Annotated in this window: 14 protein-coding genes; 9 read left to right on the plus strand and 5 right to left on the minus strand. The window is 42.2% G+C overall.

Annotated features, from left to right (window positions below; all coding sequences use genetic code 11):
- Positions 1–10: 10 nt before the first annotated feature.
- From MKX50_RS01600 to MKX50_RS01630, 7 genes are all read left to right on the plus strand, one after another.
- Positions 11–301 (plus strand): hypothetical protein, encoded by a 291-nt coding sequence (locus MKX50_RS01600; protein ID WP_339158236.1) that lies wholly within the window; start codon positions 11–13, stop codon positions 299–301.
- A gap of 74 nt (positions 302–375) precedes the next feature.
- Positions 376–651: a contact-dependent growth inhibition system immunity protein gene (locus tag MKX50_RS01605; RefSeq protein ID WP_213590765.1), complete on the plus strand. Its 276-nt coding sequence runs from the start codon at positions 376–378 to the stop codon at positions 649–651.
- A 137-nt stretch (positions 652–788) separates the two neighbouring features.
- Positions 789–1,121 (plus strand): hypothetical protein, encoded by a 333-nt coding sequence (locus MKX50_RS01610; protein ID WP_213590766.1) that lies wholly within the window; start codon positions 789–791, stop codon positions 1,119–1,121.
- A gap of 42 nt (positions 1,122–1,163) precedes the next feature.
- On the plus strand, positions 1,164–1,475 hold the full coding sequence (locus MKX50_RS01615; protein WP_244996399.1) for a hypothetical protein: 312 nt from the start codon (positions 1,164–1,166) through the stop codon (positions 1,473–1,475).
- A 200-nt stretch (positions 1,476–1,675) separates the two neighbouring features.
- Entirely contained in the window at positions 1,676–1,975 is a 300-nt protein-coding gene (locus tag MKX50_RS01620) for a hypothetical protein (RefSeq protein WP_213590768.1), read from the plus strand.
- 12 nt (positions 1,976–1,987) lie between these two features.
- Complete coding sequence (locus tag MKX50_RS01625) at positions 1,988–2,413, plus strand: hypothetical protein (protein ID WP_213590769.1); 426 nt, start codon at positions 1,988–1,990, stop codon at positions 2,411–2,413.
- 254 nt (positions 2,414–2,667) lie between these two features.
- Entirely contained in the window at positions 2,668–3,060 is a 393-nt protein-coding gene (locus tag MKX50_RS01630) for a hypothetical protein (protein ID WP_339158237.1), read from the plus strand.
- A gap of 179 nt (positions 3,061–3,239) precedes the next feature.
- Here the strand turns inward: MKX50_RS01630 and MKX50_RS01635 are convergent, their stop codons facing one another.
- From MKX50_RS01635 to MKX50_RS01655, 5 genes are all read right to left on the minus strand, one after another.
- Positions 3,240–4,670 carry a M81 family metallopeptidase gene (locus MKX50_RS01635; RefSeq protein WP_339158238.1) on the minus strand — a complete coding sequence of 477 codons (1,431 nt, stop codon included), beginning with the start codon at positions 4,668–4,670 and terminating at the stop codon, positions 3,240–3,242.
- Between the two features lie 13 nt (positions 4,671–4,683).
- Positions 4,684–6,057 carry an MFS transporter gene (locus tag MKX50_RS01640; RefSeq protein WP_213590771.1) on the minus strand — a complete coding sequence of 458 codons (1,374 nt, stop codon included), beginning with the start codon at positions 6,055–6,057 and terminating at the stop codon, positions 4,684–4,686.
- Between the two features lie 86 nt (positions 6,058–6,143).
- Complete coding sequence (locus MKX50_RS01645; RefSeq protein ID WP_213590772.1) at positions 6,144–7,112, minus strand: ROK family glucokinase; 969 nt, start codon at positions 7,110–7,112, stop codon at positions 6,144–6,146.
- Positions 7,113–7,214: 102 nt separating this feature from the next.
- Positions 7,215–7,949: a glucosamine-6-phosphate deaminase gene (locus tag MKX50_RS01650; RefSeq protein WP_339158239.1), complete on the minus strand. Its 735-nt coding sequence runs from the start codon at positions 7,947–7,949 to the stop codon at positions 7,215–7,217.
- A 229-nt stretch (positions 7,950–8,178) separates the two neighbouring features.
- A complete protein-coding gene (locus tag MKX50_RS01655; RefSeq protein ID WP_339158240.1) occupies positions 8,179–9,345 on the minus strand; it encodes an ROK family transcriptional regulator in 1,167 nt (388 codons plus the stop codon).
- Between the two features lie 283 nt (positions 9,346–9,628).
- On the opposite strand from MKX50_RS01655, the gene MKX50_RS01660 reads away from it, so the two are divergent.
- Both MKX50_RS01660 and MKX50_RS01665 read left to right on the plus strand, forming a co-directional pair.
- The gene (locus tag MKX50_RS01660) at positions 9,629–11,431 is read left to right on the plus strand and encodes a sensor histidine kinase (RefSeq protein ID WP_339158241.1); all 1,803 of its coding nucleotides are present in this window, start codon (positions 9,629–9,631) and stop codon (positions 11,429–11,431) included.
- Positions 11,428–13,065: a response regulator gene (locus MKX50_RS01665; RefSeq protein WP_339158242.1), complete on the plus strand. Its 1,638-nt coding sequence runs from the start codon at positions 11,428–11,430 to the stop codon at positions 13,063–13,065. Before MKX50_RS01660 ends, MKX50_RS01665 begins: the two co-directional genes overlap by 4 nt.
- Positions 13,066–13,230: the final 165 nt, after the last annotated feature.

The raw sequence follows: 13,230 nt of genomic DNA on the forward strand, positions 1-13,230 counted from the left end.
GAAGAGTATATTGACTAATGAACAAGAAAAATATGAAAACTTAAAGTATTTTATTGAAAGTTATTTTAATTGGAGTATGGATTATACTGATTTAGGTAAGTTAATTGAGGAATATGAAGAGCGCGAGTCATCATTACATGTAGATGGTCTGGTTCAAGAAATTAAGGAAATCAGCGAACTTAGAAATTGGGAAGAGATAAAAGACTTTGTTTATTTACATGGTAGAAGAAATTTATCAAATAAAAAAATAGAACAAATGATTGAACTATTTATGGTGAAACTAACGGATTTTAATAGATAGTTGACTTGAAGTTCAAAACGTATAAAAGATGCTGTTATTTCCAATCATTAAATGATGTGATAGGGAGGGATAGCATGAACGGTGAATTGAACTTTGAAACGTTTAAGTATTTTCTTGAATGTTATTTTAATGTTAGTGCCAACTATGATGAATTGGATAGACTAATAAATGAATTCAATTCATCTGAAAATCAGAAATATAGACAACAGATCAGATTCGAATTAGAGCAGATTCTTCAACTGGATAATTGGAATGTGGTTCAGAAATTTGTTAAAAGCTATGGTATGAGAAACATGAATGAAGAAAAACTTAAATGGTTAATTTTACGTATCTTAAATAATTTAAAATGAGGATAAAACAGCAAAGGGGTTTGATGTCATCATCAATCCTATTACTGGACTTCTAGCTCAAGCACCTCAACAATTTACGGATAAACAAATATTGGTCAAAACAACATGTTTGATCCATTGTTTGGAGGGAAAAAGTGATGTCTATTAGTGCCATGGTTTTAGATGCACAAGATGAGTTTGAAGAGAAATTTTTTATTCCTGTAGCTGCTGAGTCTTTCTTTAATAAATGCTGGGAGCCAGCAATCGAAGAGTTAGGACTAAAATGGACGAGGGTATTTCACGTTGGTATTGATTTAGTTAAAGAAGATTTTCCATTTGTTTTAGAAGAACTATTAGAAATAAAAGAGTGGGCGAAGAAGAAATTACCTGAGGAAGATAAAAGGAAAGTAATTGAAAGAATCGCATTGATTGAGACCGAAGTGCCCAAGGTTTTTACTCATCGGGATGGGATAGTGATTTTTATTGGGTAGGGTAGACTACTTTGTACCAGTACCATGGGGAGTGATTAATTGTTGAATGTTAGTCACGTTAAAGACCTTTTGAAAGAACGCTCGGAGTTGGAGTTGAATAATCCTAAATTATATGACTACTGGACTGCATTTACTGAGCTATTAAGTAGAGATATTGACCAAACTATTGAATTTTTAGATAGTTGTACTGAAGAAGAAATTTATTGGTTAAGTGAGGTGTTCGAAGATATTTCTTACAAAGTAAATAGTAGAGCATTCATCGACTGTTTGAAGAGATTAGAAAATAAATATCCTAATATAGATTTAGCAGATGACATTAAATCTGCTGAAGATTGTATAGATGAGAACGGCTAGGTTCAAGTATTTACGGAACTAGGCACTTACGTGATCAAGGATGATGAATGGTGCTACAAAAATCCGAGAGATATCAATCAAGATTAATATGTATTGAACAGGTCAATTATGGTTAAGCCTACCATGATTGGCCTGTTTTATTTTAACTTATACAAGAAAGAGTTTGAATATGGAGTAGAATCTAAGAAGCCTTCTTCGCCTTGACAGTAGTAGAAGGCGCCGCCAGAGCGGGAGCCAAATTCTCCGGCAAGACCGTAAAGGAACTTGTGAAGAATGTGAAGGAAGCGGCGCAAACGCGGCCGCAAGCCTCTTTGACTACACCCGATGGCCTTACAGTCCCTGTCCGGGATATGGACATGCCGAAGACGGAGCCACAGTTCTCTAAGTCTAAGCCTGATTCGGGATCAAGTAGCGGGAAGATGGATCCTGTTGAGACAGCAAGCATTACTCAAAGACAGAAGGAAATAATTAAGTCTTTTGATCATTTGAGTGAATTTTAAAAAAATACTTTGATGCAAAGAGCACGTGATGGAGTTATTAGTCCTGAAAAATGGACAGGAAATATATCAGGTGTAAAAGAGTTTAAGAACGCTGATGAATTTGCGATTGCTGATAAATGGCTCCAAGAAGGTAAGAATGTAGACAAGTTAGCTGATGTTAAGGGAGTGGATGGAAACCTAATTCCAGGTGCTGACTTTAATGTAGATGGAATGATTATTGAAGCAAAGACAGCTAATAGTAAAAATATGAATACCACATCTAAAAAAGCTATAGAGGCAATCAATAGACAGGGAGAGAATGTTGTAATAGACGGTAGGAAAATTGGATACACAGTTGAAGATGCAAAACAGATTATAGAAATAATCAATAGAAAGACAGGAGGGAAAGGAAATGTAGAGATTTGGATAAATGACGGATCTGTTATTAAAAATAAATAAAAGGGGATGGAATAATGGCGTCTTTTCAATGCAAATGTGGATATGTACTTTCAAATAGCCAAGCACCCGATGATGTAACTATTTGGGCTTATACGGATCGTGAATGGGATGAAATTACAACTGAATATTACGGATATTATAGATTTACCTAACCCAAGAAACAGTGTATGGCGTTGTCCTAATTGTGAAACCATCTATGTGTTTGATGAACAAAACAAATTAAAAAAAAGATATATACTTGATCCTGAATTGTGATGAACAAATTCTTTAGTTCATCGCCTGTTGTTGGACCCCACCCAGTGTCGAATGAACCCATCATTCAACCAATAACACAGATACCTATATATCAAATTGGGGGAAATATACCCGAATATAGACATGGAGGAAATGCATCCAGCGTTATATCTTATAAAGACTATACAATAATTGAAGATCCATTTTATGATGAGGAAAAGGATGAAATTGAACCGATCTGTAAATTAGAGACAGTTGAATTTGTGAAAATTATATTACTGTGGGCTTACGAAACTTATAAATATAAAAGCGAGAGGGGAGTGATTGCTCTAGAGGAGGCAGATATGGTTATGAAGTGGATTGAACAAAAAGTGGTAGAAGTTAAGAGTATAGAAAATGAATCTATAAAATAGCTTGTGTAAAGCCATTTACAACCTCAACAATATTTGGTCGGAATGTGGTTCGGAAATTTGTTGATGAATGATTACACAGCTTTAGTCCAATCTAGCAAAATACTAAAGCTGTTTAAATTCAGTAGAGACAGTTCCCCTCACATTTGGGAACTGCCTCGTTTTTTTAGATCATATATAGATCATTCTGTATCCAGAGGAAATAAGGGTCTTGGAACATGACGATAATCGATATTCTCTATACGCTGATAGGTGGCACCAGGTGTCATGGAGAGAATGTCCAGCTTAGAAACAGCACTTAACTCATTAAATAAGTATCCCTGTTTGACTACGATAATGTCATAATCCTCCCAATTTAGTCCAGCACGGGTAAAGTGGTTTAACGTAATAAACGATTCCCCGCGATTGGCGACTACAACGTCCAAGCTGCCAACAGAAACTGTGCACACATCTCCTACTTTATCACTTGTTGCATTTAAGTACCCTAGAAGGTCGCCTTTCGATGTTAGTGTTCCCTCCAACAAGACGGGCTGGCTATTTTCATCTATTTTTGTTCCCACTTCAACTGTAACAGCTTCTCCTATGCTGCAGGATTTCAGTTTTTCGTAGGCCATGGGATCATGAATAGCGGAAATTAACACCTTCTTGCGGCCTAAATCCTTATTTTTAAATAAATCCAGCAGCAGGGTGTTCATCCCAATTGCGCCTGCTGTTGTATTATCTCCAGAGTCAGAGATAAAGACGGGTTTCAGTTGTTCATTCAACGCTCTATCTACAGATTCTTCTGGGTCAAGTACAACCGCATCAAAATCAAATTCATGGCGTCTGCTGAACACATAATGGGCTAATTCATCCTTCACCTTCTCAGCTAGTTCTTCATATTCCTCCGATTCAGGAATGACGAAGATGGACGAGGCTGTGTTCTCCGAATCACTCCATGCATGACAAATAAAGAATGATGCCGTTGAAATTCCTTTTATTTTCTCAACCTCATATAATTTTTCAAAAATCGAACGAAGCGGCTCGCTTTTCCCAAGTGCTTTTTCACCAGGAATAATCATCGGCAATCGAGTAAACGCGGGTTTAATCTTCGTATTATTTTTTAGACAATCAACTAATAGCTGAGCGGTCTCTTTCTCGACTTCAAGCTGGTCAACATGCGGTACGGTTCGATACGCCTTTACAATGTTGATGTATTTATAATAGTCTAGTGCGATATTACCGTGAATATCCATGGTTAGAGAGATTGGAACATCCGGCCCGACACATTCACGAATTTCTTTGACGAGTGCTAGTTCACCTGAACCCACTTCCTCTACAACCATCGCTCCGTGCAGATGTAGCCAAATTCCATCGATATCTGGGTGCTGCTTCAATGAGGAAATCAATTTATCTGCAAAGTACCGGTAGGCCTCTTTTTTTACAATGCCCGATGATAATGCTGTTGCGTAAATACTTGGGATGACTTCAATTCCATTTTCCCTAAATACTTCTGTACCAGCAAGGCGGCTAGCGGCATCTTCGCCTTCTGCTAGTACAAAATCATGAATGTCTGTCAGGATCGGATTAAATGTGTTTGTTTCGTGATAGAGGCAGCCTACAACAACCTTCATTTTGATGTCCCCCTTATTTTTGTTTTAAAGCGTTAACAATATTAGCATGTTCGTTATCAAGTTTATAGAAAAATAATACGACGACTTGAAGAATGGTGATGATAATCGGCAATCCTAACATTAATAGGAGGATCATATTCTTCACCTGGTCTGTGATTGCCGCCGGATTATATCCAGCCCATCCGAGAGCGTACGCTAGCAAAGAAGAACCAAGTGCTACACCGAACTTTGTAGAAAAACTATAACTGGATACGAGTAATCCTTCTGGACGTTCACCAAACTTATATTCCTGATAATCAATGGTGTCCCCAAGCATGGTCAGATTCGCAGGATCTCCGTATCCTATGAGGACATTGGCAATAAAGAAAATAATAGAAAACAACACGACAGATTGACCATCTACAAAGTAAAGTGAAGCAAGCAGCACTACGGCAATCGCATAGAACAGCATGCTTGAATTACGGCTGCTGAATTTTCTTAAAATCGAAAGAGCGAAGAAACCGCCAGCTAAATTAGCCACGTTTAATAAAGTGAGGTAATAAGGCACCATATTAGGCTGTTCCAATACATAATTCACATAATAGATGAGAACACCATTCATAATTCCTAGCCTTACAAACCATAGAAATGAGTTTAATGAGGTAAGCACCCAATATTTATTTTTGAACATTTGACCAATAGAGCGTTTTACATTCGTATCCGTTTTCGTTTCTTTCAGCGGTTGTACGCGCTCTTTACAATACTTAAAGGTAAGCCAGAATAAAATGACTCCGATAACGGAATAAATCGCCATAACAATTGGAAAGCCCAACTGCTGGTTTCCGCCGCCAAGATAATTGACCAGAGGCAGCGTTAGCGAGGCCACCAAAATGGCTCCAATCGAACGGCCGATGGCCCGGTAACTGTTTAATTCGCCCTTTTCCTTCGAATCCCTCGACATCATCGGCATCAGGGCTCCATAAGGAATATTAATCGCTGTATAAACAATGCCCAAAATTCCATACGTAATATAAGCGTAAACTAACTTACCTGTATCGGAAAAATCGGGAGTGATAAAGGTAATCACACTTAAGATCCCAAACGGAATAGCAACGTATAACAAGTACGGGCGCGTCTTCCCGTGCTTGCTATTTGTTTTATCCACAAGAACTCCCATGATCGGGTCATTCAGCGCATCAAAAATACGTGTAATAAGAAATAAAGTTCCGACAGCCGCCGCCGTAATTCCGAACACATCCGTATAAAAGAACAAGAGATAACTATTGACCATTCCCCACACAAAATTTGAAGCAATATCGCCATAACCGTAGCTGATTTTTTCTTTCAAGCTTAGCTTTTGAGTAGATTGCTGATATCCCGTAGTTTGTAACACCGGCTCCATAGCCATGGGTCTTCACACTCCCGCTGTTGTATAAAATCTCCGATAAGTTAAATGTTTAAGCGCTTTCTTTAAATCGAGAAAACAATAATCCCCTACCCATGTAAAGTTTCTTGTGTTTCTTGTTTAACTAAGTAGGCTGCCCCAATTATGCCGGCATCATTACCTAGTTTGGCAATTTCGATGTGACAATTTTGGCTGATTCTAGGCAGAGAATATTTTTGAAAAGCCCGCCTTACGGGTTGAAGCAGCTGTTCTCCAGCCTTTGATACGCCTCCACCGATAATAATTTTAGAAGGATTAATCATCGTAGCCGCATTAGCAATTAATAATCCCAGAAGATCAGCCGTCCGTTGAATCACATCCTCGCTGATCCTGTCGCCCTTGCCGGCTAAATCAAAAACATCCTTAGCATCTATTTTTCCATTCGTACGATACAGAGCCGCTAATCCGCTTTCAGGATGTTCAGCAATTTTATCCATCGCTTGCTTTACAATTCCGGTGGCCGATGCAATCGTATCTAAGCAGCCTGCACGGCCACAATTGCAAGGATATCCTTCTGGATCTGCAATAATATGACCAATTTCTCCCGCTGTACCATTCATTCCATTTAAAATCTCGCCATTTGCGATAACTCCACTGCCTACGCCTGTTCCAAGTGTAATGGCAATAAGATCTTTCGCGTTGTTGCCAGCCCCTATCCAATTCTCGGCTAAGGCCACTAAATTGACATCGTTTTCGACATATACGGGCAATCCAGACCGTTGTTCTAATTCTTTTCCGAGTTCAAAGTCTTTCCAACCAATGTTTACAGCCTCATAAACAAGACCCGTTGTTTTATCCACAAACCCTGGTGCGCCGACACCTATACCTAAAATATTTGTCATTTGAAATTCAGATATTTTACGAGTAACTGAATTCCAGATTTCATCAACAATATATAATCCTTGTTTCTCTCTATTTGTATCTATTTCCCATTTGTGAATGATATCTCCTTGCATGTTCAGGAAGCCAATTTTGACCGTTGTCCCTCCGATATCTATTCCTATAATGGTTTCTCCCATTGAGGTCACCCTTATTCTATCTATATTTAATGAGCCAGTGCCTAAAGCTGGCCTGCTTTTAGGCACTGATGCTTTCATGTCTTGCTAGATTGCTATAAATGATTAATATTTTTTATCCAATAAAGAAGCTGCTGCGTCATCCATAATAAATGTTACATTTGGATGCGTTCTCAGAATAGATGCAGGACAGTCCTCATGAATTGGCCCTTCCAGCGCAGCTTTCACGGCTGCAGCCTTTCTCTCTCCAGATGAAGCCACGAGAATATGTTTTGCCTCCATAATATCGGCTAATCCCATCGTCAGCATCTGCGTCGGCGCCTCTTCAGCAGTCAAGTTATGGTAGCCCATGGTGCTGTCAATTGTAGATTGATCACTGTCTGCTAAAAATAAACGAGAGTTAAATGGTATGCCTGGTTCATTTGCAGCCAAATGTGCATTCGTTCCAAGTCCGACAATTTGCAAATCACGTGGATATTTGTCGAGAACCTTTCGATAACGGTTGAGTTCCGCTTCTACATCCTCGACACTTCCATCCATAAGACCAATGTATTTCGGATGTACTTTAATCAAGTCATAAAACTTTTTATGCATATACGTATATACTGTAAAAGGCTTGTCTCTTTCGGCAACGTATTCATCTAGATTCGTAAAAATGGAATTCGCAATATTAAGCTCACCAGCATTGATGGCTTCAACCAGTAATTCAAATGTGCCGTCGTAGCTTGCACCCGTTGTCGTGTTAATGCTAGCGTTTTCGTTTTGCTTTAAAGTTTCAGCAATGACATCAAATGCGGCTTTGGATAATTCTTTATAATCTCTGACTTGAATAATTCTCATGATATTTCTCCTTTATAAAGTATTTTGTTCCATACATATTAAACTTAGTTTAATTATTGGGGATAATAAAACCGAATACACATGGATTCGGAGGACTTTAATACTAAATTCAATTACTTTATTAAACTAAGTTTATTAATTGCATTATAACACCCAGTTATTTAATATACAACCATGACTTGAACATTAAATAACTGGATGTTTTATCCAAAGGGACGGATCGTATAATCTATATATCATCATTTGTAAATCGTAGAAATTCATTTAACACTAGAGCGCTTGCTCCAATTACCCCACTATCTTTGCCAATGCTGGGATGGATGAGGTGAAAAGATTGATTCAGCGGGGACCAGACATATTTACTTGTGATTGCTTCAATATCCTTAACTAGTATGGGGTATTCTTGAACCATTGGGCCGGCCAGCAAAACCCCTTTAGGATTATACATACAAATCACATTGGCAATTGCTAGGCACAGGTAATGACGAGCTCGGTCAATCAGGGTGACAGCCCAGCTTTCCTTCCTTTCATAAGCGGAAAAAATCTCTTGAATCGGTCTTTGCGATTGCTTTTCGATTTCAGAGGAACACACATAGGTCTGCAAACAACCCAATCTTCCGCAATCACACATCGCTCCATTTGGTTCCATCGTTATATGTCCAATTTCTCCAAGCGTATTGAGATGACCGCGTAAAATTTCACCGTTCATCATGACAGCGCCGCCTACTCCGCTTCCGATATAAATGCAGACAGAGTCATGAAATTCAGTCATATTTCCAAATAAACTTTCGGCCAATAGTACGGTGCGAACATGGTTATCAACATACACAATATAATCGATCTTTTTTTCCAAGTAGGCTTTGATTTGAACCTTTTCCCAGTGAAACTGAGGAACAATCAGAGCTTCACCGTCTGGCCAGGTAATCAGGCCGGGGATACTGATCCCAACCGCAATAATTTTCTCTGCAATCTCATGATCAATCTGTTCTATTAATGCAGAGATGCCATCCGCAATTCGATCAAGTACAGTTTCTGCTTCTTGTTTAGCATCAAATTCCAAGTACTTTTTATCTAATACTTTGCCGTTTAAAGCGACAATCCCAATTTTGATCGCATTCCAATCTACTTCTACCCCAACGATGTAGGAGCCATTGGAGTTGATTTCTAACAGAGTCGCTCGTCTTCCAACCTCCCCTTCGATTTGCCCTACCTCGATGACTAGTCCATCATTGATTAATTCTTTAATGATTTTGCCAATACTTGTATGGCTCATCTTGGTTAAGTTGGCTAATTGCGTTCTTGAGATTTGTTTATGTTTCTGTATTAAACTCAATAACATAAAGTAATGGTATTTCCTCACTCGCCCTTGATCATATTTCAAATTAAACGTGGACATCTATTTGCCCCTTTCACAACATTTATTAAACTAAGTTTAGATATTATATAACTTTACCAACGATTGTCAATTTAGTCTGGTTTCTTGAAGGATTAGCATTCCGCTCTCCGTAAGGGAACTCTCTCACGACTAATGTACACGGTTTTCTGCAAATTGAAAATATGCCGTACATCAACAATCATGGACAGACGAATTCCATCCTAGCTATAATAGATAAAATAATTTGGCCTGATGATCTCCCCCGCAAAGCGGGAGGTTTCTAAGCATGAGGATGTGAGCGGGCATGTTCCGGAAATGGTTTATTCGCAACAGCAGCATACAGAATAAGTTTCTGCTCTCGACCCTGTGTCTGATTATTATTCCGCTGGGGTTATTCGGGATCATCTCGTTTCAGGTCTCCAAGCAATCGATCGAATCGCAGGTCAGCCAATTGAATTTAAGGATATTAGGGCAGATTTCCGAAAAAGCGGACATGCTGCTGGACGACGTCATCTCGTTATCCAATACGTTTTATTTAAATAGAGAGGTCAACTATGGCTTTACGGCGCCGATTTCCCCGAACAGCTATGAAGAGGTTCAAATCCGCTCCGAGTTTGACCGGCTGCTGACGAGCTCGATTTATTCCTTCGCCAATTTGAAGCCCGACATTACCCTGCTAGGGTTGAATGGCCTTACGCTATCGACGAACCCGCTGGATACCAAACCGAGCATTCAAATCATGGAGCAGCAGGATTGGTACCACACGGCGACGGAGGCCAAGGGACAAATTCTGTGGATCACGGAGCCAATCCCGGGTCTGGCAACAAAGGGACATGACGATCGTTCGGTCTATGCGGTGCGGTCGAGCAATCGGTTCGAGAGCTGGGCACCGATCGGACTGGTCATTATCCGTATCGATGAATCCTCCTTGAAAAATTTGTACGCGGGTTCCTTGGACGAGAATCAGGAGATCATCATCGTAAATGAAGGTAAAATCATTTCATCGAATAACCCGGATCTCGCAAACGAAGATCTCAAGACTCGCGCCTATTACGAGAAAATCGATCAATATGAATCCGGTTTTTTTGTGGACCACGAAATGGGCACAGATCAGCTCATCGCGTTCCAAACCATAGGCAAAACCGGCTGGAAGCTGGTCTCCTATACGCCAACTCGAACGGTGCTTGCTAACATTAACAAAATTCAGACGGTAGTTATCGTCGTGTTTGCCATCGTTGTTCTGCTCTCATTCGCGGCTTCCTATTATATGGCCCGCCGCCTGGCGATCCCGATCAAGCGCTTGTCTAAAGATTTCGGCCGCGTCGAGGCGGGGGATCTGACGGTCCGGTCGCCCGTGTACAGCGAGGATGAAATCGGTCTGTTGACCCAGAAGTTCAACCAGATGGTGGAGAAGCTCAAAGCCTCGATGGAGGATGTGAAGCGGGAGCAGCAAAATAAGCGTCGAGCCGAAATTCAGACGCTGCAATCCCAGATTAATCCGCATTTCCTGTACAACACGCTGGCCTCGATTCGGTTCATGCTGTACAAGCACAAGCAGGAGACGGTCGATTCCGTTATCGTGGCTCTCGTTCGGCTGCTGAAGCAGTCCATCTCCAAGGAAGATGAATGGATCCCTGTCGAAGAGGAGCTGGATATTCTGAAGAACTATCTCTATATTCAGCAAATCCGCCAGGGTGATATGCTAGAGGTGCGATACGAGATTAAGGAAGACATTCTGGCCTACCGGACGATTAAATTGATTTTGCAGCCTCTGGTGGAAAATGCGATTTTTCATGGCCTTGAGCCGAAAAGAGGCCAAGGGACGATCGTAATCAAAGGGTATCTTCAGGACAGGGACATCCTCTTTGAAGTGATCGACGACGGTGTAGGGATGGAGCAAAGTGCTGTGCCGCCTTTGCCCGAGGAGGGGGCCATCGGTCAGACAGCCCTGTCGCATGGCGGAGGATTGTTGAACGTACATGAGCGCATTCAGCTCCATTTCGGACGGCAATACGGGGTGACCCTGGAATCGGCGGTAAATGCCGGAACAAAGGTCACACTGCGCATTCCGGCATTTTACAAACGGGAGGACATACAGCAGCTATGAATATTCTCATTGTCGATGACGAGCGGATTATCCGCGAGTGGTTTCGGATGACGGTGGACAAGCTCGGCGGGGACTGCCGGATCATTGGGGAGGCAGCCAGCGGGGAGGAAGCTCTGGCATTTTGCCGCCAGCACCAGGTGGATCTCGTCGTTACCGATGTGAAAATGCCGGGAATGGACGGGCTGGAGCTAATCAAGCGGCTGAAGGAGGAGCAGCCGGGCGTGCGTTCGGTGATTTTCAGCTCCTATAGCGAATTTCATTTTGCAGCCGAAGCTCTGAAGCTGGGGGCCAATGAATATATTCTCAAAGCCGAGATCACCCTGCCTGGACTTGAGGACATTTTGCAGAAAATCAAAAGGGATATTGAAATGGAACGAAGCAAGGCGCTTGAGCTGAATTCCTTGCGCCATGTGTTGAATCAGAACGAGCAGGTGCTGCGGACAGCCTATTTTGGGGAGCTGCTTCAGGGCAGCGCACAAGCCGCTCAGCAATTTGCGTCCAAGATGTCTTACTTTGGCATTGCCCTGCAGGAGAAGAATCTCGCGCTGATGGCTTTCGGCATTATTCCCGGATCGGTGAAGAATAAGAGGATCAGCGATCCCGAGCTGCTTCAGCAGGCCATGATTAATATTATCAACGAAACTCTGTTGACCGAGACGGGCGGGGGCTGTTCTTTTTTATACATGAATGAGGTTTACATGCTGCTTGTGAACGCTTCGGCATCAGGCATGAAATCGCAGCGGGAGCTGCTTCTGCTGACGGCGAGCCGGGTGGCGGAGAATGCAAGGCGATTCCTTGGCGTCGAGTCGGCGATAGGCATCAGCATGACCTACAGCAGCCTCTCCTATCTTCCCGAGCAGGCGCGCGAGGCACTGGAAGCGCTCGATCGAAAAAGATTCTACGGCGACAAGAGCGTCGCGTACTTTCAGGACTCGGACATGATGAGCCTGCATTCGGATGTGCGGACTCCCTCGCTTAAGCCGCATATGGATTCCTTTCACCGCTTATTGGGGGAAGGAAAGCCGCAAGAAGCGCTGCAGCAATTCGGCCATGTGCTGACAAAGGCGGGAGAGGACAGGTTGCTCTCCCCTAAACAAATGAAAGCGATTGTATTGGAGCTGATCTACTCGGCGATCAATTGGGCCCGCAGCCTGCAGCTGCCGGGGGACAGGCTTGAAGCGTTATCGGCGGAGATCACGGGACAGATCGTGCAGCAGGAGAGCTATCATCAGCTTGCCGCCTGGGCAACCGGAGCGGTTCGCGAGCTGATGGATTGGCTGGAGGCGTCTCGCCCGCGGTACGCGGAGCCGGTAGAAAGGGCGTGCGAGTACATTCGCCTGAATTATGCCGGGGAAATTACGCTGAAGGAAGTTTCCACACATGTTCATCTGAGCCGCACGTATTTCAGTGAATTATTCAAGAAGGAGACCGGCCTGAACTTCAATGAATACGTGATGCAGGTTCGCATGGAACAGGCAAAGAACATCCTCAAGCATCAGCATATGCGGATTTTCGACGTCGCAGAGCAGGTGGGCTACGCCAATCCAAGCTATTTTATCAAGCTGTTCAAAAAATATGCCGGAGTCTCTCCTTACGAATACATGGAATTGCATAGCAGCTTCCGGGCTCGCTAAACACTCGAACACCTCGCCTTGCGGGGTGTTTTTTTGCCTATATCCGAATAATTTGCTATGCGGCAGTAATATTGTGCTACTCCTTTTAGAGCGGATTATTTAAATTAATAGAGAAGGCGTTTTTTGTGGAGAAAAAGCGGAATTTTCGATCACTAGGCCATAAGG

The sequence above is a fragment of the Paenibacillus sp. FSL W8-0186 genome (assembly GCF_037969765.1).
Lineage (GTDB): Bacteria > Bacillota > Bacilli > Paenibacillales > Paenibacillaceae > Fontibacillus > Fontibacillus woosongensis.

Bases quoted from the DNA above. Each gene is read 5' to 3' on its own strand.
- MKX50_RS01605 (WP_213590765.1), top strand. From the start codon at position 376: ATGAACGGTGAATTGAACTTTGAAACGTTTAAGTATTTTCTTGAATGT.
- MKX50_RS01610 (WP_213590766.1), top strand. From the start codon at position 789: ATGTCTATTAGTGCCATGGTTTTAGATGCACAAGATGAGTTTGAAGAG.
- MKX50_RS01625 (WP_213590769.1), top strand. From the start codon at position 1,988: ATGCAAAGAGCACGTGATGGAGTTATTAGTCCTGAAAAATGGACAGGA.
- MKX50_RS01630 (WP_339158237.1), top strand. From the start codon at position 2,668: ATGAACAAATTCTTTAGTTCATCGCCTGTTGTTGGACCCCACCCAGTG.
- MKX50_RS01635 (WP_339158238.1), bottom strand. From the start codon at position 4,670: ATGAAGGTTGTTGTAGGCTGCCTCTATCACGAAACAAACACATTTAAT.
- MKX50_RS01640 (WP_213590771.1), bottom strand. From the start codon at position 6,057: ATGGCTATGGAGCCGGTGTTACAAACTACGGGATATCAGCAATCTACT.
- MKX50_RS01645 (WP_213590772.1), bottom strand. From the start codon at position 7,112: ATGGGAGAAACCATTATAGGAATAGATATCGGAGGGACAACGGTCAAA.
- MKX50_RS01650 (WP_339158239.1), bottom strand. From the start codon at position 7,949: ATGAGAATTATTCAAGTCAGAGATTATAAAGAATTATCCAAAGCCGCA.
- MKX50_RS01655 (WP_339158240.1), bottom strand. From the start codon at position 9,345: ATGTCCACGTTTAATTTGAAATATGATCAAGGGCGAGTGAGGAAATAC.
- MKX50_RS01660 (WP_339158241.1), top strand. From the start codon at position 9,629: ATGTTCCGGAAATGGTTTATTCGCAACAGCAGCATACAGAATAAGTTT.
- MKX50_RS01665 (WP_339158242.1), top strand. From the start codon at position 11,428: ATGAATATTCTCATTGTCGATGACGAGCGGATTATCCGCGAGTGGTTT.